This window comes from Mycobacterium sp. 1165196.3 (genome assembly GCF_001673415.1).
Lineage (GTDB): Bacteria > Actinomycetota > Actinomycetes > Mycobacteriales > Mycobacteriaceae > Mycobacterium > Mycobacterium europaeum_A.
On record NZ_LZLU01000096.1, the window covers coordinates 1 to 23,442 of the forward strand.

Consider the following 23,442-nt stretch of genomic DNA (forward strand, 5'->3'; position numbering starts at 1 on the left):
GTCGGTGGGGGGCGGTTCGCGTGAGCACCGCGAGGGCGTCGGGGAATCCGCGCACACCGCCGATTCGCGGGCGGACGACTTCCAAGTTATGTGATCCACAGTTCTCGCCACCGCTAGCGCTGGCAATCAGTGTAAGCGTGTTCCTGCCCCACCTGGTGAACCGCCATTCGGCGCTTCATCCCCTGATCGCCGCTGCCGCAAGAGCAAACCGAGTGCGCGCGAGCAGCTCGAAACACTCGGCAAATCACCCGGGTGAATCAGTCGCGGGGGCGATGACCAAACGTCGCGCGCCGATTAATGCTGGCTTAACAACTGGCGAGCGGACGGTACGTGGAGCCGAACGCGTTTTCGGATCCGCGTGGGCGCCGCACAAGTGAGCAACGCCTCGCGATGACGTGGACGACCTGGCTGCGTTGAGCACCACCGAACGCCATCGCCACAAACGGGAGAAACCAGATGACGCCTCGTCAATTTCAACGATCGCCGGCCGAAATCGGCTCCGGCGCCGCACGAACGCCACGGCTGCTGGATCGAGTGCTCGATGCCGCCTTCGCCCGGCGTTGGTCCCATCGGAAGGGAGATACCGCGATGGACCCGGTCTCGGCGATCGAGGATCAACTTCACGCGCTGCAGCCCATCTGCAGTGCCGAGCGGGTGTCGACCGGCACCACCTGCGGTGCGCCGGCGGTGGCGGTCGCCGAGATCCACGCCGTCGACGGATGCGACCGGATGGGGCTCACCCCAGACGGCGACTTCGTCGAGACGTTCTGCCAAGCCTGCTTGGCCATCGTGCGATCGGCGATGGCGACCTACGTGAGCGACAGGCGCGAGATGGCTTCCCGATGCGGCACCCGCCCGGTGTGCGCCACCTGCGGGCGTCCCACGGGATACCTGCGCAGTGTCTTTGCTGTGCGCCCGATCGGACCTGGGCGGCTGACATCATGACCCCACTACAAATTGCCATCCTGTCTGTGGCCGCGGTGGCCGGTGATTATGCGGTCCTTACGTTGATTAATGGCCAGCTAAGCGAATTCGGTGTCGCCACCGCCGTTTGCGCGGGATCGTTGGTCACGGCGGGACTGATCATCCATGCCGCCAACCGGCGCCGCCAGGCGATGGCGCGGGGACGCGCGGCTGTCTGGGAGCGCCGTGATCGGCAGGCGGCTACCATCGCCGCACAGCGGGCACCGCTGTGCGGAGGAGCCAGCCAAAAGCCAAGTGAGTCAACCAGTTTCGTCGACCGGCAACTGACGCGCTTATGCGGGGCATGCGCGCCGACTTTCAACCGAGAGCCGACATGATGAGCCCGCGGCCGCCCAGGCCGATGATCCCCGAAGCCACCGGCTCACTGCGCCAGATCAGCCGCTATCTCCGCGGAGCGACCGGATAATAAACGCGCGCTGGGAGTTTCGAAGATGGATTTCGGGGCGCTGCCACCAGAAGTCAACTCCGGCCGCATGTACTGCGGTCCCGGCTGCGGGTCGATACTGGCTGCCTCGGCGGCCTGGGACGGGATGGCCGCCGACCTGCATTACACGGCCGCTGCCTACGGGTCGGTGATCTCCGACCTGACCAGCGCGGCATGGCTGGGTTTGGCATCGGTGTCGATGGCGGCCGCCGCCGCGCCCTACGTCTCGTGGCTGACGACGACTGCCGCGCTGTGCGAGCAAGCGGCTACCGGGGCCAGGGCCGCCGCGACCGCCTACCAGGCCGCATTTGCGATGACGGTCCCTCCGCCGGTGGTCGCGGCCAACCGCGCGCAGCGGATGGTGCTGATCGCGACTAACATCCTCGGTCAAAACGCGCCGGCCATCGCGGCCACCGAAGCCGAGTACGGCGAAATGTGGGCCCAAGATGCCGCCGCGATGTACGAGTATGCCGGCGCATCCGCGGCCGCTTCGGCGGTGCCGCCGTTCACCTCGCCTCCGCCCACCACAAATCCAGCCGGGGCCATCATGTCGACGGGCTCGCAACTGCTCTCAGCGGTGCCCAACGCGCTTCAGGGGCTTGCGCTGTCCCCGGCCACCGCGCCGTCACTGTCGTCGTTCTCGCAGTTGCTCAGCTTCCTGAGCCCGGTGAACTTGGGCGTTTCGTCGGCGGCAACGGCCATCACGTCGACGGGCACGGGCGGATCATATGCGGGCTTGGGGTACGCGATGCACTACGACCCAGAAGGTGCCAGCAAGATGGACGCCATTCTGGAACGTTTGGGGGCGCCGCCGGCAGGCTCCGCGGCCGGCGGGCTCGCGTCAGTCGGTTCGGCAGGGCCGGGGGCGGGTAGCGGTGCGTCACCTGTAATGACAGCGGGTTTGGGCCGGGCATCCTCGATCGGCGCGCTATCGGTACCGCCACACTGGGCCGCGGCCACGCCGACCATCAGAAGTGTCGCGGTGACATGGCCGAACGCGCTCCCGGGTGCCATCCCGACCGTCCTCGCAACGAGCCCCGAAAACATGCTCGACGAAATGCTGTTGGCGAGTATGGCGGTGCGCGGCATCCGCGGTGCGCCCCCTCAGGGCCGGCCCACGATCACGATTACCGTGACGCCTTCGCGTTCACCCGGGTGAATTAGCTCGCCGGGTGATGACGACTCACCCCGCGCCGGTGAATGCTGACTCAGCAGCTGGCGAGCGGAGGGCAAATGCAGCCGACCACGTACCGGATGTGCATTCGAGGCCGCGTGACCGAGCGGCTCGGGTTCGCATTCGAAGGGATGCGCCTCGAGGCCGGTACGACCGAAACCGTGTTCACCGGCGAAATCCGCGACCAGTCACAGCTTTACGGACTCCTGGACCGGGTCCGTGATCTCGGCCTCGAGCTCGTCAGCGTACAACCGCAGCCCGCGGCTGACCCGACGACAACAACCCACATCAGGAAGGACATGTAATGCGAGCCATAACTGTTTCAGATCGTGACGCCGGTACCGCTGGTCTGTCGCTGACGGACCTGCCTTATCCTCAGGCGGCCGACAACGATGTCGTTGTGCGGGTCCACGCCGCTGGTTTCACCCCGGGGGAGCTCGACTGGCCGCACACGTGGATCGACCGCTCGGGTCACGACCGGACGCCGAGCGTGCCCGGCCACGAGCTGTCGGGCGTGGTGGTTGAATTGGGCTACGGCACCACACTTTTAACCGTTGGACAGCGGGTGTTCGGCCTCGCCGACTGGGCCCGCAACGGCTCGCTGGCGGAGTACGCCGCCGTGGAAGCCCGTAATCTCGCACCGCTGCCGATGGACATCGACCATACTGTGGCCGCGGCGCTGCCGATCTCGGGATTGGCGGCCTGGCAGGGTTTGTTCGACCACGGCCGCCTCGCCGCCGGGCAGACGGTTCTGGTCCACGGCGCCGCCGGCGGGGTGGGGTCGATCGCGGTGCAGCTCGCTCGCGAGATCGGTGCGCGCGTCATCGGTACCGGCCGGACCGCAGACCGGGACCGGGCGACGGAGCTCGGCGTCCACGCCTTCATCGACCTGGAGAACGAAAAGCTCGAAGACGCAGGCGAAGTCGACGTGGTGTTCGACGTGATCGGCGGAGAGGTTCTCGCCCGATCGGCCGCTCTGGTGCGCGCCGGCGGAACGCTCGTCACCATCGCTGAGCCGCCGAAGACGCAGCCGCAAGACGGAAGGGCAATTTTCTTCCTTGTCGAGGCCGATCGCGCCCAGCTCGCCGCCCTCGCCGCGCGAGTGCGCGATGGACGCCTTCGGCCGGTGGTCGGTGCAGTGCTGCCGCTTGCCGAAGCAGCCGCCGCATTCGCTCCGGCGAAGCGCGTCCCAGGCAAGACGATCCTGCGCGTCGCCGAAGACTGAAAACGGAGGCAGCCGAAATGGCCATGAAAATAGCACTCGCCGCACTGGTGGTTGCGGTAATGCTCGCGCCCGCAAGCGATGCCGCGCCGGTGCCGGAGAATTCGGATCAAAACCCGGTGATCCGACCAGTTTTCAGCCAACCCACCAACGTTCCCGGTAAATCGCTGGAAGCGGTGGCCGTCAGCTATCCGCCCGGCGGTAAAAGCGAAGCCCACCACCACGCAAAATCGGCGTTCATCATGGCGTACGTGATCTCCGGAGCGATCCGCAGTCAGGTGGAAGGTGAGCCGGCACGCGTCTACCACGCCGGTGAGACGTGGAGTGAAGCCCCTGGCGCGCACCACACGATCAGCGAAAACGCCAGCACCACCGAACCCGCCGAATTACTGGCGGTTTTCCTGCTCGATACCGGAGACGGCCCGCTCACCACCAACGACAACGCCTGAAGATGAGACATCGTTCACTCCGGGCGCTCGAAACCGTCGCACGACGGCTAATCCGTCGAGTCGGTTTGGAAAAGAGGGCAGATGAAAGCCAGTAAAGACTTCGACGTGATCGTCATCGGTGGCGGAGTGGGCGGTGTGGCCGCCGTGCGCAAGCTTGCATCCGTGGGCCTTTCGGTAGCGCTCGTCGAGGATCGTCTGGTCGGCGGAGAATGTCATTACTGGGGTTGCAACCCGAGCAAAACGTTACTCCGCCCGATCGAGGTGTTCAACCTCGCAAAAGCGGTTCCCGGTGTGCGAGAGGCGATTTCGGACCGCAGGTTGGACGTTGCGGCCGTCTTCAAGAAGCGCGACGCGATCATCGAGAACCTGTCGGACCAAGACCGAATAGAGTCGCTGCGGCAAGCCGGTGTTGCGGTGTTTCACGGGTTCGCTCGGTTGAGCGGCCAACGAACAGTGCGGGTGGCCTACACCCTGGGAGACACCACCGAAGCCGTCTTGACCGCACGTCACGCGGTCGTGCTGGCCACCGGCACTCGTCCCAACGTGCCGGAGATACCTGGGCTGGCGCAGGCACGCCCGTGGACCAATCGGGACCTGACGACCATGACGCGGGTGCCGCCTCGCGCGCTGCTGGTGGGTGGCGGCCCCGTCGCTGTCGAGTTCGCGACCATCCTGAGCGGGTTAGGCTCAGCGGTAACGCTTCTGGTGCGTGAGAACACTCTGCTAGCCAGCTGCGAACCCGAAGCTCGAGAGCTGGTCACGCAATCGCTGCGCAGCAAAGGCGTGACGATTCACTTCGAGACGGAGTTGTCGGCGGTATGCCGGCCCGTGCCGGGCGGCTGCGTCACGGCAACTTTCCACGACCAGACCATCGAGGTAGACGAAATCGTCCTGGCCGCGGGACGCCGCACCAACACCGACACCATCGGACTGGAATCCCTTGGCCTGCCAAGCGGCGGCTTCGTCACAGTGAACGACCATCTCCAGGCGGTCGGCGTCTCGGGCGGTTGGCTCTACGCCCTCGGGGATACCACCGGGCGTGCCCGGCTGTCTCATATCTCCACCTACCACGGCCGGGTCGTGGCCGACATCATCGCGGCCCGGGCCGCGGGACGTGAACTATCCGACAACGAGTTGATCGCCCGTGATGCCGGCAATGTGGCGCAGGTTATCTACACCGAGCCTCAAGTGGCCTGGGTGGGGCGCACCGAAAGTCAGGCCCGGGCAGAAGGGTTCGCGGTTCGGACGAGGGCTGCCCGTTACCCCGGCGCGGTGTCGTTCCTTGCCCTGTACCGGGACGGCTTCCAAGGATGGGCAAAATTGGTGATCGACGCCGAGACCAACACACTTCTCGGCGCGACATTCGTGGGCCCGCAGTTCTCCGAACTGGTTCAAGCAGCCACACTGGCCATCCTCGCGGAGGTCCCGGTCAGTCTGCTACGCCATGCCGTCGCACCACATCCGACGGTCAACCAGGTTTGGGATCCGCTACTGACCCAAGAATCCGAGCTCGGCCCGTTGCTGGAGAACGAGGCGCGGCAAGCGCAGAAGAGCGCGTGAGCGAATCCCTGAGAGGAACGGCAATGACCTACGAGTGGCCGGTAGTGCGACTGTGACCATGCTGGTAGCGGGGGTCCGTACGCTCGGCGGCGACGTGGTGACGTTCGAAGCGGACGACCCGCGACCGTTGGCGGCCGACGAGGCTCTTGTCGACATTCGAAGTGCCGGCGTTGGCAACTGGGACAACGTCATTCGCTATGGCGGCTGGGACGTCGGAACACCGCCGCCGCTGGCGCTCGGCGTCGAGGCCGCCGGGGTCATCAAGGCCGTCGGTGGCCACTCGAGCGGATTCAGCGTAGATCAAGAGGTGCTGTGCCACCCCGTGCCGCTACGCGACCAAGGCACGTGGGCGCCGTTGCTGATCGCACCCGCCGGGTCGCTCGCCCACAAACCGCCCGAGGTTCCGTGGGAGATCGCAGCGATCTTTCCGGTGCCGGCCTTGACCGCCGAGCAGGTGGTTGCCGAGGCGTTGGCACTGCGCGGTGGAGAAACGTTGCTCGTTCATGGCGCGGGCGGAATCACCGGTGGGCTGATCGTCCAGATGGCCGCCCTGCGCGGGGCCGAGGTGCTCGCGACCGCCGGCCCGCGCAGCGCCGACCGGGTCCGCGGCCATGGCGCCCGCGAAGTCATCGACTACCGCGATCCGCTCTGGCCCCGACACGCACGTGCGTTGGCCAAGGACTCCATCGACGCCGTCGCCAACGCGGCCCCAGGCGGTGCTGCCGCGGCGATGACCGCGCTTGCCGACGGCGGCCGGCTGGCCACCATCACCCCCGATCCACCCGCATCGACCCGGGGGATCAGCGTGACAGCGGTTTACGTCCGCTCCGACGGGGCCCAACTCGGCCGCCTCACCGCGCTACTCGCCTCCGGTCGATTGAGCATGCCGACCCCGCGTTCCTGCGGCCTCGATCAGGCCGCCGCCGCCCTCGCGCACGTCGTCGCGGGCCACGAGCCCAGCGGAGTGGTGATCACGCAAACGAACTCACCAAGTTAGCCGCAAACCTCACACCACAGAAGGAGTCTGCAGATGACCACCATTACCCCCATCCACACCGGAGTGGCCGATCACATCGGGCACTACGCCGACGCGGTCACCGTATCCGGCGGTGGCACAACAATTTTCGTCTCCGGAACACCCGGGGTACGCGAAGACGGCACGTTGCCCGACGACTTCACCGAGGAGGCGCGTCAATGCTGGACCAATGTCGAAACCGCGCTCCGCAAGGCCGGTGCCGAACTCACCGACATTGTCTACATGCGCCAATGGGTCACCAGCCGTGACAACGCGTCCGCCTACCTGGCGGTGAGCAAAGAGTTCATCCGCCACCGACCCGGCGGCATGTTCAGCATCATCGACGGGCTGGTATGGCCCGACATCCGGGTGGAAGTCGAAGTCATCGCCGTCCTGCCGGCATGAGCGATTACGCGAAACTCCAGCTATCCACCGACGAACTGCTGACCACGACCCGCTCGGTGCGCAGACGCCTCGACCTGACCAAACCCGTTCCCATCGGCCTGATCCGGGAATGCCTGGAGATCGCGGTGCAAGCACCGACGTCGGCCAACGTGCAGAACTGGAGCTTCATCGTGGTCACCGACGCCCAACAGCGTCGTGCGATCGCCGATGTGTACCGCCGCACCTGGGACCTGATCGCCGCGTCGCCGTACGCGGTCGCCGATCGGTTCAAGGAGGACCCCGCGCGCAATCGGGAGCAGCGCAAGGTGTCCGACAGTGCGGCGTATCTGGCCGAGCATTTCAGCGAGGTCCCGGTTTTGATGATTCCGTGCGTCGCGGTCATCGACGGCGACGGCAGGTTGACCGGCGAAAACGCCAACCAGTATTGGAGTTCGGTCATGCCCGCCACGTGGAGTTACATGCTGGCCGCGCGCTCTCGGGGCTTGGGAACCACGTGGACCGGGGTGACCATCATGGCCGACGACGAGATGCGGGCCATCCTCGGCCTGCCGGACAACGTCTATCACGCCACGACCGTCCCCACCGCCTACTACACCGGCACGACCTTCCGCCCCGCCAAGCGGATTCCGCTGGACGACGTGCTGCATTTCGACCGATGGTGACCCCGCAATGAGGTTGCGCGACGCGGCGCCGACCAGACGTGCCATGGTGGTCGCGGTCACGGTGTCGATGGTCGCGTTCCTCGACTCGACGGTGATCAACCTGGCCTTGCCGGCCACCGAGCACGACCTCGGGGGTGGCCTGGTGCTGCAGCAATGGATCGTCGACGGCTACCTGTTGGCGATGGCGGCCGCAATGTTGCCCGGCGGGTCCATCTCGGATCTGATCGGACGGGTACCCGTAATGCGGTTCGGGCTGTCGGCTTTCGGGGCGGGCTCGGTTCTCGCGGCGGCCGCCATCACGCCGACGATGCTGATCACGGGGCGCCTCATCCAAGGCCTGGGAGCGGCGTTCCTCGTGCCGGGCTCGCTGGCGCTAATCAACTCGGTGTTCGACAAAGCGCACCAGTCGGCAGCGATCGGCGTCTGGACCGGATGGACGGGAGCCGCGTTCGCGTTGGGCCCCCTGCTAGGAGGACTGTGCGTCGATTTCCTCAGCTGGCGTTGGATTTTCGTGTTGTCTGCGATTCCCATGGCGATCGGATATGCGCTGACCTTCTGGTTGTGCCCGATGTCGGCGCGCATCGAGGGCGCCCACGTCGATGTGGCCGGGGTGGGCCTATCGTCGATTGGGTTGGCCGCGACCGTGTTTGCGTTGATCGAATCACAACACGACGGCTGGACCGCCCCGATGGTCATCACGCCATCGGTGGTCGGGATTACCGCACTGGCCGGCTTCGTGAGCTGGCAGCACCGCAGCCGATGCCCGATGCTTCCGTTGCCGCTGTTCGCCTTTCGCAACTTCGCTGCCGCCAACCTCGTCACCGCCTTCGTCTACGGCGGGTTGACACTGGGGTCGTTGGCCGTCGCCCTCTACACCCAAGAGATCGGCGGCTACTCAGCCACCGCGGCCGGACTGGCCACCCTGCCGATCCCAGCGGTGTCGTTCCTGTTCGCCCGTCACGTCGGCCGCATCGCCGCGCGGGTGGGACCACGCGCGTTCCTGATCGTCGGCCCCGCCGTGGCGGGGGTCGGGCTGCTGCTGATTCGCCCGAAGCCCAAAGGATTTCACGCGATCACCGACCTGATCCCCGGCATGACCGTGCTGGCCATTGGACTGGTCGCGACCATCACACCGCTGATGTCCGTCACGTTGGCCTCGGTGCCGATCGAACACGGCGGCTTGGCGTCGGGGATCAACAACGCCGTCTCGCGACTCGCCGCGCTGATGTCGATCGGATCCATGGGCCTGATCACCGTTGGCGTGGCGAGCGCCACCGGATTCGCCCACGTGTTAGGGGTGAGCGCTGCGCTCTTCGGCCTGGGCGCATTGTGCGCCGCGCTGTTGATCACCAACCCCGTCGCCGGGTGCCAACCTGTGCCCTGTGACATCGCGGCGCTCTGCCGCGACCGGCCCGGTGCGCAACCCGCCCTGGCCGGCCAGCCGTCGGCAGCGACCGAACCATCCCCGCCGCCGTGATGTCGCAGGAAGGTACCGCAACATGGCACGGCAAGTTGGAGGAAAGATGACCACACCACCCGTACCGTCCGAAGCCCGAGACCACGAGCGGATGATGACCATGCTGACTGGTTACTGGGTCACCCAGATCGTTCGTGCCGCAGCGACTTTCAACTTAGCGGATCATCTCGCTGGGAGTATCGATACGGCTGAATCGATCGCTGCGGAGGAGTCCCTCGATCCCGACGCCACTCGGAGGCTCATCCGGGCCTGCGCCTCGCTGGGGCTTGTGACGTCGGCCGACGGTGTGCAGCTGAGCGGGACGCCCCTGCTCAGCACGCTGCTCAGAGACGACCCGAACTCGTTGCGTGGCATGGTCCTTGCGCAAGCCGCACCTGGTCATTGGTTGACCTGGGGATGCTTCCCGGATGCTGTTCGCAGCGGCACCAGGCAGATGGAGGCTGCCCACGGTATACCTGGCACGATCTTCGACTACTTAGCCACACATCCCGACGAGGCGAGTCATTTCACCGAAGCCATGTCGAATCTCAGTGCGGCCGCTGCGATCGAGATCGCGAAGCTGGTCGATACCCGAGGCGTCGAGTACGCGCTCGACGTCGGGGGAGCAAACGGCGAGGTTCTTCGGGCGATGATGCGGTCGGATCCCGAGCTGCGCGGCGGCGTCTTCGACCTGCCGCAAATCGTGCCCTACGCGGCGGCGGCGGCTCGCAAAGATGGCCTGCGGGAACGCCTTAACGCAGTGGGGGGAGACTTTTTCGAGTCGGTACCGCCCGCAGATCTGTACGTGCTCAAATACATCCTGCACGACTGGGACGACCAGAACTGCATACGGATCTTGACAAACTGCCGTGCTGCCCTCCAAGAGGGTGGGCGCCTCGTCGTGATCGACTATCTCGTCGGAGAATTCGGCGGTCCCGTGCTGCCGACAATGATGGACATGAACATGTTGGTCATGACCGGTGGCAAGGAACGCGACATCGCAGAGTTCGACGCGCTTTTCGCCTCCACCGGATTTCGCCGCACCACCGTCGGACAGGCTGGGCAGTTCGCCGTCATAGAAACCGTAGGGATCTGACATGGTAGCCGCCACGGGGGGCCGATGTATTGGCAGCGGACGCGATCGGCCAGAGATATCAGCGAAAGGCGCTCGACTTTCACTATCACAGGGGCGACGACGATGCCTGCTCGCTGCTGCAGCGTCGCCCTAGCGGCTACCCCGGGAATCAACTCGATCGTGATGGCGTTCGGCTAGCCGTGGCACAAGCGAAGAGATGGCTTAATATCAGCCCTTCGGGCATTCCAAATCGGGGGGCGCGGTGTTGAGGCTTCTCACGCGGGCATGGGTTCCGCTGGTCGTGGTGGTGGCGCTGGCCGTCGGCGGCATCGCGGTGATGCGACTCAATGGCGTCTTCCCTGGACCCGGCTTGCCCAAGCCCGATCCCCGGGATGCCACCCCGCCCTATGCGGCCAAGACCGCCATCTACGAAATACTGGGACCGCCCGGGACGACCGGAGTCGTCAACTGGATGGATGCGGAGTCGCTGCCGCAGAAGGCGAACTTCACGACATTGCCGTGGTCGAAGACGATCGTCGCCGAGATGCCCGGTATCTTCGCCTATGTCGTCGCCCAAGGTGACAGCCCCTTCATCGGTTGCCGCATCACCGTTGACGGCAAATTGGTCGATCAGCAACAGGCCAACGGGCACAACGCGCAAGTTTCCTGCTTGGACAAGTCGGCATGACCGACCAAACCAGCGACACGGACGAAATCCCCGTCGCGCAGCCCTATGAGCTCGAGCGCAAACCGCGCCTCGCTCGTACCATCCGCGCGCTGGCGCTGCCGATCGTCGTGGCCTGGGTGCTGATCGCGATCGGGGTGAACGTCTTCGTCCCGCAGTTGGAGAAGGTTGCCGAGGAGATTTCCGTCCCGCTCTCGCCGTCAGACGCACCATCGGTAACCGGGATGAAACACATCGGCGAGAAGTTCAAGGAGTACGACTCCGACAACCTCGTCCTGGTCACCCTGGTCGGTGACAAACCGCTCGGCCCGGACGCCCACCGGTTCTACGACGACCTGGTCAAAAAGATCCAGGCCGACCACGAACACGTCGAGCATGCGCTGAACTTCTGGGGTCAGCGATTCACGTCCTCAGGTGTGGAGAGCTACGACCATAAGGCCGCCTACGTCCAGGTCAACCTCAAAGGCGATCAGGGTGGGGCGGTCGGCGACGAATCCGTTGCAGCGGTGCGCAAGATCGTCGCGGACTCCAAGCCGCCCGCCGGCGTCAAGGCCTACGTCGCGGGCCAGGGAGCGCTGACCGCCGACGTGATTGTTGTCGGTGACAAGAGCCTGGCCAAGATCACGATCATCACGGTCGTGATCATCGCGCTCATGCTGATGTTCGTTTACCGGTCCATCAGCACCGTGTTACTGACCATGGTGATCCTCTTCGTGGGACTCGCGGCCGGCCGCGGCGCGGTGGCGCTGTTGGGCGAAACCGGCGTCATGGGGTTGTCGACCTTCGCCGTGAACCTGCTGACCTCACTCGCGATCGCAGCGGGTACCGACTATGCGATTTTCATGGTCGGCCGCTACCAGGAGGGCCGCGAACGCGGTCTGGACCGTGAGGCCGCCTATTACGACACGTTCGCCGGCGTCAGCAAGGTGGTCCTGGGCTCCGGGCTGACCATCGTCGGGGCGCTGGCCTGCTTGAAGTTCACCCGGCTGCCCTACTTCAGTTCGCTGGCGTTCCCGTGCGCGGTGGGACTGCTGGTGGTGGTGGCGGCTGGGGTCACGCTGACGCCCGCTCTCATTGCAGTCGCCAGTGGCTTCGGCCTTTTGGACCCCAAGCGCAAGTTCAACTACACCCGCTGGCGCCGCCTGGCGACGGCCATCGTGCGCTGGCCGGCGCCCATCCTCGCGACCTCGGTCATCCTGGCGATCGTTGGCGCCCTTGGTCTCGCGGGCTTCACCCCGCGCTACAACGACCTGTATTACCTGCCGAAGAGCGCGGCCTCGGTGCAGGCGTACGACGCGGCCGATCGGCACTTCACCCAGGCCCGCCTGAACCCGGACCTGCTGATGATCGAATCGGACCACGATTTGCGCAATCCCCGAGACATGCTGGTGTTGGACAAGGTTGCCGGTGCCATTTTCCGGGTGCCGGGCATCGAACGGGTGCAGAGCATCACCAGACCGCTCGGCCCACCGATCGAAGACGGGTCCATTCCGTTCCAGCTGAGTGTGCAAACCGCGCCGATCCGCAGCAACCTGAACTACCTCAAGGACCGCGTCGCCGACATCAAGAAGATCATCGGAGATCTCGACACCCAGATCGCGCTGTTGGAGCGCCAGTACGCGATAACCCAAAAGCTCGCCGACGCCGCGGAGGACAGCTCGAAGACCACCGGAGAGACGGCGGCCATCACGGACGAGATCCGGGACCACATCGCGGATTTCGACGACTTCTGGAGGCCGATTCGCAGCTACTTCTACTGGGAGAAGCACTGCTACGACATCCCGATCTGCTGGTCGCTACGGTCGCTGTTCGACGCGCTGGACGGATTCGATCAGCTGGCCGAAAAGTTCCACGCCCTCACCGGCGATCTCTCCAACACAGCCAAGGCCACGCGCGAATTGCTGGCGATCATCCCGGAGAACATCGCCGTCACCAAGTCGATCCGCGATACGACGCTGACCATCTACAGCACGTTCGACAACCTGGTCGATCAGTTCGATCGGCTGACCGACACGAACGCCGTAATGGGCAAATCGTTCAACGACGCTCGGGTGGAAAGCCTGTTCTACCTGCCGCCGGAGATCTTCCAGAACTCCGACTTCCAGTTCGGGTTGAGCCTGATGGTGTCGCCCGACGGAAAGGCAGCGCGCTTCATCATCACTCACTCCGTGGACCCGGCGACCGCGGAAGGCATCAAGTCCGTCGAGCAAGAGCGCAACGCGGCCAAGGAGGCGCTGAAGCTCACCTCGCTGGAGAACGCCGACATCTATCTCGGCGGCACCGCCGCAACATTCAACGACATCGCCACTGGCGCCTGGTACGACCTGCTGATCGCCGCGGTGGCGTCGATCGTGCTGATCTTCATCATCATGGTGATCGTTACCCGTGCTCTCGTCGCCGCGGGAGTCATCGTCGGCACGATCGTGCTGTCGCTGGGCGCGGCGTTCGGATTCTCGACGCTGATCTGGCAGCACCTGGGCCACTTCCAGTTGCACTGGGTGGCAACGGAATTCGCGTTGATCGTGCTCTTGGCGGTGGGGTCCGACTACAACCTGATGCTGGTGTCCCGAATCGAGGAAGAGATCGGAGCCGGCCTGAACACGGGACTCATCCGCGGCGTCGGCGTGACGGGCCCGGTGGTGTCCGCGGCCGGTGTGGTGTTCGCCGTCACGATGGCCGCGATGCTCTCCAGCGATCTGCGGGCGATCGGTCAGTTCGGGTCCACGATCGGGATCGGTCTGATGTTCGACACCTTCGTCGTCCGAACCCTCATCACGCCGTCGATCATGACGGTGATGGGCCGCTGGTTCTGGTGGCCGAAGCGAGTGCGGGTCCGTCCGGCCAGCCAGATGCTCCGGTCCGTCGGCCCGCGGCCGCTGGTCCGTGCTCTGCTGTACCACCCGCGGCACGGTGCCCCACCGGACCCGCAGACCTAGCACCCCGCACAGCGGGCGTCGCCGATCGCCGGATGGTCTCGGCTACCGGGCCGCCTTGGCGGCGTGGCGCCGAGCCTTCTCCTTCGCGTGGGCCGAGCAGCAATGACCCATATCGCAATGGAACCGGTCACTACAATCATGCGAACAATAGACTGAGGCGGCCGGAAGCCATTCCGGATCGGACAAATCCCGCGGCCGGTCGTTCGGATCGAACGTATGGCCGCAATGTACACAGACCTTGGTCTTGGTCTTGGACATACCGCTCAGGGTACGCGCCATCGCCCCGAATCGGGGCTGATTTCAGGGCGAGGGTCAACGGTCTGCGTTTCGCAAAAAGATCGTGCAGTCAAAGGCAACTACATTTACGCGAACGTAATTACTAATCGTTACCGCCCTATTCATTCACGCGTCGCTTCAGGCGGCGCATTCTCACCCGGGTGAATGGGTGGTTGGGGTGATGACAGTTCACCCGGGCCGGCCGCAGCCTAGGTACGAGCGACCGCGGGATCGTCCGTCCGGGTCCACTCGTAGCTGTCAAGGAGAGCCAGGAAGGGACCCCGCTTATGCATTTCGATGGCAAGAAGGTCATCGTTGTCGGCGGTAGTGCCGGCATGGGGCAGCAGGTCGCGATCGACATCGTCGGTCACGGCGGCAGCGCGGTGATCGTCGGACGGTCGAAGGCGCGCGTCGACGACACCGTCAGCGAGCTGACGAGCGACGGGGAAGCCTCGGGCATCGTCGCCGACCTGACGGACCGTGCGGCGGTCGCCGACGCGCAGCGCGCGCTTTCCGAGAATCACAGCGACGCCACGCTCCTGGTGAATGCGGCCGGATTCTTCATCCCGAAGCCGTTTCTCGCGTACGACTCGCAGGACTACGACTCCTACATGGAGCTGAACTTCGCCTTGTTCTTCCTGACGCAGACCGTCGTCGCGGGCATGATCGCACGCGGCGAGGGCGGGTCCATCGTCAACATCGGTAGCATGTGGGCGCATCAGGCACTGGGCGTGACCCCATCGACCGGCCATTCGATGCAGAAAGCCGGGCTGCATGCGCTCACCCACAACCTGGCCATCGAGCTTGCCGGGCATCAGATCCGCGTCAACGCCGTAGCGCCGGCCGCCGTCAAAACCCCCGCTCTCGAGCGGTGGGTCCCGAAGGACGAGATCGACTCCACCCTGGACACTTTCGCGCCAATTCATCCCCTGGGGCGAGTCGGCACCCCCGCCGACGTCGCCAACGCCATCACCTATCTGCTCTCCGACGCGGCCAGCTGGGTCACCGGCGCGATTCTCAATGTCGACGGCGGCATCATGGCCGGGCGCAACTGAGCTGACGGAGGATCCCAGTGACAAACGACATCTTGAGGCCAGGCGGCCCGTCGGCCAAGTCGGTCGGCCGCACCGAAGGCAAGTACGTGTTCAACGGGACGGTCGGTATCCGCCACATCCTGGATAGGTTTCAGGCGGAAGGGCGTTTCTCCGTGCTCGAGCATCCCATGTCCCCCCGAGCGTTGGCCGCACCACTTCATCGCCACCACAACGAAGATGAGTACAGCTTCATCATCGAGGGACGCGTGGGCGCTTTGCTTGGCGACGAGGTGCTCTATGGCGGACCAGCCGACTTCATTTTCAAGCCACGAGGCCAATGGCATACATTCTGGAACGCGGGCGATGAGCCGGCCCGCATCCTGGAGATCATTTCCCCCGCAGGATTTGAGCAGTTCTTCGACGAACTTTCCAACCTCGGCGGTATAGCCAAGATATCGACAGAGACGCTGGATCAACTCTGCGCGCGGTACGAACTTGAGATGGATGTCGACAGCGTCCCCGAACTATGCAAACGCTTCGGATTGAAATTCCCCGGTGAACCTATTTGATAGTGGACCCCCGGAGTCCGAAATCCCGGTACACACAAGCAAAGTCGGCGGGAAAGCCACAGGTCGGCGAGCGAAAAGTCAAGGAGGACAACCTTGGACGGCGACTACGACGACCCGGGACCCGATAATACGCTGGGCCCCAGCGAATCTCTGGACTCCGACGAGGTGCGCAACGACGATGGTGACATCGTGGTCGACGCTCCATTGCGATGGATCTCGCCCAAGGAAAATTTGGCGCTGGATGAGCGCCTGGCCGCTGAGGAGCCCGAGTTCGGGTACACCGAGCAACCGCCGCTGCGGCCCCGGCGCCACCGCGGTCAGATCAGTGGCAGCCCACACGACGGCACATCGTTCTATGGTGTGGCGCGCCAAGAGTTTGACCGGGATGACGAGGACGTCGGCTGACCGCTATGAGTGAATCACCAACGCCGATGGGCACTATCGAACGCAGGGCAAACCATGGCCTGCTAACAATCATCGCCGACAACGCCCGAGAAGGTCGGTTCGAGGCCACCGTAGACGACCAGGTGATCGGTTGGCAGCCCTACCGCCGCTACCGCGGCCACATCGTGTTGATGGCCACCGAAGTCGATTCGCAATGGCGTGATCGGGGTGTGTCCTCGGCGATGATCGGTGGTGTGCTCACACTGATCCGCAGGGCCGGGCACACGGTTATCCCGCGGTGCAAGATCACGGGTGACTACATTCTGCGCCATCCTGAATATCGGGATCTGGTGACCGACCAATACCGGGGATTGCTCCGCCCGGTGTCGCGGCCTGCCGCGCCCGACGAAACCCGAACTGTGAAAGGTTCATCATGAAGATCGTCGTCATCGGCGGACGCGGGCTGATCGGCTCGAAAGTCATCTCCAAGCTCAGCGCCCAGGGGCATGACGTGATCGCGGCCTCACGCCGATCAGGTGTCGATTCATTCACCGGCGCAGGCCTTGGCGGCGCGCTCGCCGGTGCTGATGTGCTGGTCGATGTCGCTGATTCGCCAGAGTTCGACGATGAACCCGTGATGCGCTTCTTCACCACCACGACCACCAATCTCCTTGCGGCTGAACAAGAAGCCGGAGTCAACCACCATGTGGCGTTGTCCGTTGTGGGTGCGCAGACGATGCCGGACAGCGGCTACAACACCGCGAAAGCCGTTCAAGAAAACCTGATCAGGAAGTCCGGTCGGCCTTATTCGATCGTGCGAGCGACGCCCTTCTTCGAATTCGCCGTTGGACTGGCCGATTCCGCGACCGAAGGTGACGTGGTCAGGCTGCCGCACGCGTTGTTTCGTCCTATCGCCGCCAACGATGTCGCGACGGCCGTGGCCCACGCGGCCGGCGGGAGCCCCATCAACGCAGTGATGGAGATCGCCGGGCCAGAGGCAATAGGGATGGACGACTTTGTTCGCATGGGCCTTGCCGCCGTTGGCGATCATCGTCACGTCGTGACCGACGCACTGGCGCCCTACTTCGGTGCCGTGATCGACGATCACACCCTCGCGCCCGCTGAGAACGCCACCATCTTCACCACCCGATACTCCGACTGGATCGACGCACACTCCGGTCGTGCGCCCGTTTCGCAACCATAAGAGGGGCAACGAATGGTGCAGGACACGACCGACTCCGAATCGACCTCAACTATGACCGTGTTGCAGGAAGTACCGTCGGCGTTGATTCCCGACGATGCCCATGTGATGACGGTTCTCATCAGCCATCCGCCGGGGGCCCCGGGTTACCCACCACATCGCCTTCCCGGCGGCCCGGGGTTCGGTTACATGATCGACGGTGAGTTGTTGTTCGAGATCGAGGGTGAGCCGCCACGCGTCCTGCGCGCTGGAGACGCGTTCTGGGGGCCGGGCGGCGACGTGATCCACTATCAGGACGCCAACAACCGCACCGACATTCCTTGCAGCTTCGTCCTCACCCTGTTCCGCGTGCCCGGGCAGCCGATGCTCGAACGGGTTACCGGCGAGGAGTTGGCGCAGCGAAAGGGATTGCGCGTCACCGGTTGACTGGCTCGGCTCGCCAGGTCGACGAGGACGACCAGTGGGATGGCGAGCGGCTAGGAAGCGTCGCGCAGGCGGGTCTCCACACCCTTGATCCCCTGACGCAGGTGCTCGGCCAGGTACCATTCCTCACCGCTATGGGCATCGCGTAATGCCGTGTCGACCGCCGATTTGGCATCAGAGAGGTGCTCTCGGCGTTCGTCCCCGTGAGTGGTGATGGCATGAAGGACGGCCGTCACGGCCTCCTGGCAGGCGTTGGCGAAACCGCTGAGATGTGTGACCGACATGCTGACCCCTTCTTAGCCCGTGCTCAGCGAGATGCCCGCTGCTGAAGGACTGCAAACATTTCCGGCGATTCGCATCCCGGCGGCCTCCGACGAGCGGATGGCGGTGGTCAGTTGCCGGCCTCGATTGACGCGACCCGTGCGGCCGCGTCGGGTCCGCAGAAGCGCTGAAGATCCACTCCGCCCGCGCCGAGGAGATCGTCGATGCGGCGCTTGAGGTCGCCCGAGGATAGGTGGGCGTACAGGTTTCGACCCGGGCACGAGGTTTGGGCCAGGTCCCGATGGCCCGCCAGCGTGTCGGTCGAAACGCGAAAATTCTGGGCGGCCCAGGCGAACGCGCGCGCCGCCCCCTGAAGCTGGGCCTCCGGCACGGCCTCTTGATCAAAGTCTCCTTCGCAGAGAACCAGGAAATGGCCCGTCGTGTCGTAGTCCGTCGCGGTGTCGCCCGCGATCTCGGTGCTGCGCAGTTCGTAGATGTTGCCATTGCGGTCGACGCCGACGTGATAGGCGATGTCGACCCATCCGTGCTGATCCTGGTGGAATCGCTGATCCTGGCGGAGATGGTTTGGGGCATTGCGGTTTTCGCCGAGGACGACGGCCTCGTGGTGCAGTGTCATCCGGGTGATGGTGTGGCGCTTCCCTCCGGAGTGGGCCGGTCGGGCGCCCCAGGCGTCCCGGCACAGCAGCAGTGCCGAAGTCGTGGCGGTCAGGTGCGCACCGATTGTCGGGGGAGGAGCCGGTGCCGACGGCGGGCCGCCGAGCAGGGACGCCGCCCCGGCGCCGCCGGCGAGCGCTAACAGCTGACGGCGGCTGACCAGAGCCGGCGGGCCGCACGCTGGCTCACACACGATTCTCACGATACGAGCGTGACCCCGGCCCGCGGGACGACTTCATTCATGTCCCACCCAACGCGGCCCGCACGCGTCCGCGCGCCCGGTCGAGCCGGGCGGCGGCCTCGGCCGCGTCGAGGCCCGCGAGCAATGCGACGATCGCGGTCTTGGCGTGACCGCCCGCGGCGGCCAGCGCGGCCGTCGCGGTCTCCTCGTCGACGCCGGCCACGTCGCGAACGATCCGCACCGCGCGGCGACGCACCTTCGCATTGGTCGCCCGCACGTCGACCATCCGCGGTCCGAAGGCCTTGCCGAGCGCGATCATCACGCTCGTCGAAAGCGCGTTGAGCACCACCTTCTGCGCCGTCCCGGCGGTGAGCCGGGTGGACCCGGCGAGCACCTCCGGCCCGGTCAGCAGCTCGATCACGAGGTCGGCGGACGCTTCGCTTAGCGGGTTGTTGACTATCGCGACGGTCAACGCACCCACCGTGCGGGCGTGCGCGAGGGCTCCCACCACGTACGGCGTGCGGCCCGACGCCGTGATCCCCACGAGCGCGTCGGCGGCGGTCAGGTCCGCGAGATCGGCGGGATCGAACGCATCCTCCGCGCCCTCGATCGCCTCGGTCAAAGCCGTTGGCCCGCCGGCGATCACGCCACGCACCAGGTCGGTGCCGAACGTCGGCCCGCATTCGGCCGCGTCGAGCACCCCGAGCCGGCCGGGTGTCCCGGCACCGGCGTAGATCAGGCGGCCGCCGCGTTCGAGCCGCGCGGTGATCGCCTCGGCCGCCGCCGCGATCTGCGGGACCGCCGTGGCCACCGCCTCGTGCGCTTCGCCCTCGGCTGCAACGAGCAGCGCGACGACCTCGCCGATGGGCCGCGCGTCGAGGTCGTCCAGGCCTGGCCGCACGGCCTCGGTGGCGAGCGCGTCGAGCCCTTGCGGGACAGAGACTTTCGGATCCGCCTGCACGCGAATCAGGTAGGGCTCGTGGATCGCTGAAAGCCGCAGTGCGCCGTCGAGCGCGTCGCCGGCCGCGGGGATGAGGTCGAGCCCCGAGCGCAGCGCCTGTACTCCCGCCAGCCCGCCGACCATCGCCACCGGGCCGTTGCCGGCCGCGCGGGCGGTCGCGGCGAGCGCCTGCGCGGCGGCGCTGACGATCCCCAGCGCCGCGGCATCGCCCTCCGCCGCCAGGACGTCGGGCGCGAACGACGCGACCGCGGCGGCGCCCGTGAGCTGCGTCGGCCAGGTCTTCGGCGCGCCGAAGCGGGCGCGTGCAACCTCTAGCAGCGCGGTGGACGGACCGCGCCCGTCGTGGGCGCGTAGCGCCGCACGCAGCCCGGCGGCGCCGATCCACGCGCCGCCGCCTTCGTCGCCCAGCCAGGGGCCCCAGCCGTCGGCGGTGCGCAGCGCGCCGGTCGTGTCGATCGCGAGCGCCACCACGCCGGTGCCCACGACCAGCACGACGCCCGCCTGTCCGTTCAGCGCGCCCGCGTGCGCGATCACCGCGTCACTGGTCACCGCGACGTATCGGGTCCGCAGCGATGCCAACAGCGCGTCGCCCAGTGCGCGCGCCGCGTCGGGTGCCGCCAGTGCACCGGCGGCGCCCACGACCACCTCGTCGACCGGCCCGAAATTTCGCGCCACCGCCAAGATGGCCGCCTCCGCGGCCCGCACGCCACCGGGCGTCGCGAGCCCCGGCGCGCCCGCGCCCTCGGCCCTGCGGCCGCCCGCCGCGGCCCGGCAGGACGTCTTACCGAGGTCGACGGCGAGTATCACCGCAGCTTCTGCGCGAATTCGACGACGTTGCCGTCGGGGTCGGCGATGTGCAGCGTCCTCTCATGCCAGGGTCGATCCACCGGCCCGGTGAGGATCTCGACACCGAGCCCGCGCAACCGTTCCGCTTCCGCGTCGACGTCGTCGATCAGGAAGCCGATCTCTCCGCAGGGCGGGTTGCCGCCGTCGCGACCGATGAGTTCCGGCAACTTTGAGCGTTCGAAAAGCGCGAACTTGGTGTTCTCCATGTCGAACTCGACATAGCCGTCGCCCTCGATTCGGACCTGAAGGCCGATCACGTCGCGGTAGAACGCCACCGACCGGCGCAGCGACTCGACATAGTGAATTACGTAGTCCACCCGACGCATGCCATGCACGGTATCCGTTCCGTGCGCCTTCGTAGGGCCCACGCGGCGTAAGGTTCGACCATGAACGTCCCGACGGACATTCACTATGCCAAGAGCGGTGGCCTCAACATCGCGTTTTCGGTAGCCGGAATGGGTCCCGACCTCGTCGTCGCGCCCGGCTTCATCTCGCACCTCGACATCATGTTGGAGGAGCCGTCGGTCGTTCACTTCTACTCGCGGCTCGCGTCCTTTCGTCGCGTCGTCACCTTTGACAAGCGGGGCACCGGTCTCTCGGATCCGGTGATGCACGCGCCGACGTTGGAAGAGTCCGTCGATGACCTGCGCGCCGTCATGGATGCGTCCGGATGTGAACGCGCCGACCTGGTGGGCGTCTCGGAAGGCGGCACGATGGCGATGCTGACGGCGGCCAGCCATCCCGATCGCGTGAATGCGCTTGTCCTCTATGGCTCGTTCTCTCGCCTGCTCCGAACGGCCGACTACCCGCTCGGTGTCACCGAGGAGCAGCTGTCGGCGCTGGTTGAGGTGAGCGCGGCAGGCTGGGGCGAGGGCGTCGGATTGGGTGCATGGGCGCCGAGCCGGCGGGGCGACGCCGATTTTCGGCGGTGGTGGGCGCGGCTGCAGCGCGTGGCGGCCAGCCCCGGCATGGTCCGCAACATCTTCGCGCTTTATCCGCAGCTGGACATCCGTGACGTGCTGCCGGCGATCCAGGCGCCGACGCTCGTGCTGCACCGGCACGACGACCGGATGGTGAGGTGCGAGATGGGTCGCTACCTCGCCGATCGCATCCCCGGGGCCAAGTTCGTCGAGATTGACGGCGCCGACCATCTGTTCTTCACGGGTGACGCCGACGCGCTGCTCGACGAGGTCGAGGAGTTCCTCACCGGCGTCCGCCCGCAGCCGGCGGTCGAGCGCGTCCTGGCCACCGTGTTGTTCACCGACATCGTGGACTCGACGAAGCGGGCGGTCGAGCTTGGCGACCAACGGTGGAAGGAGCTGCTCGGCAGGCATGACGCCCAGGTACGACGCCAGCTCGCACGCTTCAAGGGCTGTGAGGTCAACACGACGGGCGACGGCTTTCTCGCCCGGTTCGACGGGCCCGCGCGGGCGATCCGGTGCGCCATGGCGATCCGCGACGTCATGCGGAGCCTTGGTCTCGAGGTTCGGGCGGGCGTACACACGGGTGAGGTCGAGTTGCGCGACGACGACATCAGCGGCATCGCCGTCCACATCGCAGCGCGGGTGGCGGCAGCGGCCCGGGCCGGCGAGGTGCTCGTTTCGCGCATCGTCGTCGACCTGGTCGCCGGGTCGGACCTGCGCTTCGCCGGTCGCGGCGAGCACACGCTCAAGGGTGTGACGGGCGAGTGGGGGCTGTTCGCCGTCGAGGGCTGACGGCTGGCTGCGGCATCGATTGCGGCTGGGCGCAGAACTGATACCGTTCAAACCGCACGCCGCTCGCCATATTGACCTCACGAAAATCGGCGGCCCACAACCGCGCTGGAGGAGTTCATGCGCAGGAGCGCGTCATGACCGATGCCACTTGGGCCCTCTACACCGAGCAGATGGACAAGGTCGACGGCTGGTTTTTCGAGGCTGACGTCGAGCTGTTCAGCAAACTGCTCGCTTGCCAGACGGCCGAGGGCGTCAAGGGCGACATGCTCGAAATCGGCGCATATCAGGGCAAGTCCGCCATCTTGATGGGCTATGGCCTGCGGGACGACGAAGAACTGGTGATCTGCGATCTGTTCGGCGGCGTGATGAATCACGCCGACATCGCCGAAGCCCCACGCCAGCAGTACTCGGGCTTGGACCAGCAGCAGTTCCTCACCAACTGGGACCGTTTCCACACTCGCCGGCCAACGCTGGAGGTCTGCGAATCCTCAGAGCTCGATCTCGGAGACCGCAGCCTCCGCTTCGTCCACATCGACGGTTGTCACGGGTACCAGTGCGTCGCCAATGACATCATCCTCGCCGTGACTCACACGGCCAGACGGGGAGTGATCGCGCTGGACGACTATCGAGGGGTCGAAACCCCCGGTGTGGCGGCAGCCGTTTGGCAGGCTGTCGGCAACGGCTTCCTGTTCCCGTTCGCTGCGACGTACATGAAAATCTATGCCTGCACCTCGGCCGCCGATCAGCGTTACTGGTTAGAGCGGGTCAGGGATCGCGGCGACATCTGCGCTTTCCCCGACTTCGAGATGCCGTCTTATCGGAGCGTTTCGGACGCGCAACTTCGCCGCTCCGATGAGCGCTGACAGGCG

At 65.8% G+C, this 23,442-nt stretch carries 26 protein-coding genes and 1 pseudogene; 22 read left to right on the forward strand and 5 right to left on the reverse strand.

All coding sequences use genetic code 11. From position 1 onward, the window contains the following. Nucleotides 1-588 precede the first annotated feature (588 nt). The 20 genes from A5659_RS09710 (at nt 589) to A5659_RS09800 (ending at nt 17,937) form a co-directional block, all read left to right on the forward strand. Complete coding sequence (locus A5659_RS09710) at nt 589-945, forward strand: phosphoenolpyruvate carboxylase (RefSeq protein ID WP_231997793.1); 357 nt, start codon at nt 589-591, stop codon at nt 943-945. Next, nucleotides 942-1,301 (forward strand): hypothetical protein, encoded by a 360-nt coding sequence (locus A5659_RS27670; RefSeq protein ID WP_156748950.1) that lies wholly within the window; start codon nt 942-944, stop codon nt 1,299-1,301. Before A5659_RS09710 ends, A5659_RS27670 begins: the two co-directional genes overlap by 4 nt. A gap of 114 nt (nt 1,302-1,415) precedes the next feature. After that, on the forward strand, nt 1,416-2,567 hold the full coding sequence (locus A5659_RS09715) for a PPE family protein (RefSeq protein ID WP_067144726.1): 1,152 nt from the start codon (nt 1,416-1,418) through the stop codon (nt 2,565-2,567). A gap of 113 nt (nt 2,568-2,680) precedes the next feature. Further along, nucleotides 2,681-2,887 carry a hypothetical protein gene (locus tag A5659_RS09720; RefSeq protein ID WP_231997794.1) on the forward strand — a complete coding sequence of 69 codons (207 nt, stop codon included), beginning with the start codon at nt 2,681-2,683 and terminating at the stop codon, nt 2,885-2,887. Further along, nucleotides 2,887-3,807, forward strand: coding sequence for an NADP-dependent oxidoreductase (locus tag A5659_RS09725; protein ID WP_067144729.1), 921 nt, complete (start codon nt 2,887-2,889; stop codon nt 3,805-3,807). The genes A5659_RS09720 and A5659_RS09725 overlap by 1 nt, the downstream gene beginning before the upstream one ends. A 17-nt stretch (nt 3,808-3,824) precedes the next feature. Then, nucleotides 3,825-4,253: a cupin domain-containing protein gene (locus A5659_RS09730; protein WP_066865062.1), complete on the forward strand. Its 429-nt coding sequence runs from the start codon at nt 3,825-3,827 to the stop codon at nt 4,251-4,253. An 81-nt stretch (nt 4,254-4,334) separates the two neighbouring features. Beyond that, nucleotides 4,335-5,813 (forward strand): NAD(P)/FAD-dependent oxidoreductase, encoded by a 1,479-nt coding sequence (locus A5659_RS09735; RefSeq protein ID WP_067144731.1) that lies wholly within the window; start codon nt 4,335-4,337, stop codon nt 5,811-5,813. 97 nt (nt 5,814-5,910) lie between these two features. After that, nucleotides 5,911-6,810 carry an NADP-dependent oxidoreductase gene (locus A5659_RS09740; protein ID WP_231997795.1) on the forward strand — a complete coding sequence of 300 codons (900 nt, stop codon included), beginning with the start codon at nt 5,911-5,913 and terminating at the stop codon, nt 6,808-6,810. Nucleotides 6,811-6,843: 33 nt separating this feature from the next. Next, nucleotides 6,844-7,233: a RidA family protein gene (locus A5659_RS09745; protein ID WP_066865053.1), complete on the forward strand. Its 390-nt coding sequence runs from the start codon at nt 6,844-6,846 to the stop codon at nt 7,231-7,233. After that, nucleotides 7,230-7,895 (forward strand): nitroreductase family protein, encoded by a 666-nt coding sequence (locus tag A5659_RS09750; RefSeq protein ID WP_066865051.1) that lies wholly within the window; start codon nt 7,230-7,232, stop codon nt 7,893-7,895. The genes A5659_RS09745 and A5659_RS09750 overlap by 4 nt, the downstream gene beginning before the upstream one ends. A 7-nt stretch (nt 7,896-7,902) precedes the next feature. After that, nucleotides 7,903-9,372 (forward strand): MFS transporter, encoded by a 1,470-nt coding sequence (locus A5659_RS09755; RefSeq protein ID WP_067180704.1) that lies wholly within the window; start codon nt 7,903-7,905, stop codon nt 9,370-9,372. A gap of 46 nt (nt 9,373-9,418) precedes the next feature. Then, nucleotides 9,419-10,447, forward strand: a complete 1,029-nt coding sequence (locus A5659_RS09760) for a methyltransferase (RefSeq protein ID WP_067180706.1) — start codon at nt 9,419-9,421, stop codon at nt 10,445-10,447. 241 nt (nt 10,448-10,688) lie between these two features. Beyond that, nucleotides 10,689-11,114: an MmpS family transport accessory protein gene (locus tag A5659_RS09765; RefSeq protein ID WP_066865042.1), complete on the forward strand. Its 426-nt coding sequence runs from the start codon at nt 10,689-10,691 to the stop codon at nt 11,112-11,114. Beyond that, nucleotides 11,111-14,047: an RND family transporter gene (locus tag A5659_RS09770; protein WP_066865039.1), complete on the forward strand. Its 2,937-nt coding sequence runs from the start codon at nt 11,111-11,113 to the stop codon at nt 14,045-14,047. Before A5659_RS09765 ends, A5659_RS09770 begins: the two co-directional genes overlap by 4 nt. 563 nt (nt 14,048-14,610) lie before the next feature. Continuing rightward, nucleotides 14,611-15,378, forward strand: coding sequence for an SDR family NAD(P)-dependent oxidoreductase (locus tag A5659_RS09775; RefSeq protein WP_067180708.1), 768 nt, complete (start codon nt 14,611-14,613; stop codon nt 15,376-15,378). Between the two features lie 17 nt (nt 15,379-15,395). After that, complete coding sequence (locus tag A5659_RS09780; RefSeq protein ID WP_231997796.1) at nt 15,396-15,926, forward strand: cupin domain-containing protein; 531 nt, start codon at nt 15,396-15,398, stop codon at nt 15,924-15,926. A 93-nt stretch (nt 15,927-16,019) separates the two neighbouring features. Further along, complete coding sequence (locus A5659_RS09785; protein ID WP_066865033.1) at nt 16,020-16,331, forward strand: hypothetical protein; 312 nt, start codon at nt 16,020-16,022, stop codon at nt 16,329-16,331. Nucleotides 16,332-16,336: 5 nt separating this feature from the next. After that, the gene (locus A5659_RS09790) at nt 16,337-16,747 is read left to right on the forward strand and encodes a GNAT family N-acetyltransferase (protein WP_066865029.1); all 411 of its coding nucleotides are present in this window, start codon (nt 16,337-16,339) and stop codon (nt 16,745-16,747) included. Beyond that, the gene (locus A5659_RS09795; RefSeq protein WP_066865026.1) at nt 16,744-17,514 is read left to right on the forward strand and encodes an SDR family oxidoreductase; all 771 of its coding nucleotides are present in this window, start codon (nt 16,744-16,746) and stop codon (nt 17,512-17,514) included. The genes A5659_RS09790 and A5659_RS09795 overlap by 4 nt, the downstream gene beginning before the upstream one ends. Before the next feature lie 12 nt (nt 17,515-17,526). Beyond that, entirely contained in the window at nt 17,527-17,937 is a 411-nt protein-coding gene (locus A5659_RS09800; protein ID WP_066879192.1) for a cupin domain-containing protein, read from the forward strand. Nucleotides 17,938-17,987: 50 nt separating this feature from the next. Here A5659_RS09800 and A5659_RS09805 read toward each other — a convergent pair whose 3' ends face one another. The 5 genes and pseudogenes from A5659_RS09805 to A5659_RS09820 all read right to left on the reverse strand — a co-directional run bounded on the left by A5659_RS09805 (nt 17,988) and on the right by A5659_RS09820 (nt 21,184). Further along, complete coding sequence (locus tag A5659_RS09805) at nt 17,988-18,218, reverse strand: hypothetical protein (protein ID WP_066865019.1); 231 nt, start codon at nt 18,216-18,218, stop codon at nt 17,988-17,990. A 107-nt stretch (nt 18,219-18,325) separates the two neighbouring features. Next, nucleotides 18,326-18,937, reverse strand: a complete 612-nt coding sequence (locus tag A5659_RS09810; protein WP_369829367.1) for an N-acetylmuramoyl-L-alanine amidase — start codon at nt 18,935-18,937, stop codon at nt 18,326-18,328. A gap of 172 nt (nt 18,938-19,109) precedes the next feature. Then, a complete protein-coding gene (gene murQ / locus A5659_RS28940; protein ID WP_369829368.1) occupies nt 19,110-20,012 on the reverse strand; it encodes an N-acetylmuramic acid 6-phosphate etherase in 903 nt (300 codons plus the stop codon). Between the two features lie 96 nt (nt 20,013-20,108). Beyond that, nucleotides 20,109-20,819: pseudogene (locus A5659_RS28945) on the reverse strand (BadF/BadG/BcrA/BcrD ATPase family protein); the annotation flags it as partial. Next, a complete protein-coding gene (locus tag A5659_RS09820) occupies nt 20,816-21,184 on the reverse strand; it encodes a VOC family protein (protein ID WP_067180710.1) in 369 nt (122 codons plus the stop codon). The pseudogene A5659_RS28945 and the gene A5659_RS09820, both read right to left, overlap by 4 nt. A 60-nt stretch (nt 21,185-21,244) precedes the next feature. Here A5659_RS09820 and A5659_RS09825 point away from each other — a divergent pair, with 60 nt between their 5' ends. Both A5659_RS09825 and A5659_RS09830 read left to right on the forward strand, forming a co-directional pair. After that, nucleotides 21,245-22,573 carry an adenylate/guanylate cyclase domain-containing protein gene (locus A5659_RS09825; protein ID WP_066879184.1) on the forward strand — a complete coding sequence of 443 codons (1,329 nt, stop codon included), beginning with the start codon at nt 21,245-21,247 and terminating at the stop codon, nt 22,571-22,573. Between the two features lie 134 nt (nt 22,574-22,707). After that, nucleotides 22,708-23,436, forward strand: a complete 729-nt coding sequence (locus A5659_RS09830; RefSeq protein ID WP_067180712.1) for a class I SAM-dependent methyltransferase — start codon at nt 22,708-22,710, stop codon at nt 23,434-23,436. The last annotated feature ends 6 nt before the right edge of the window (nt 23,437-23,442 follow it).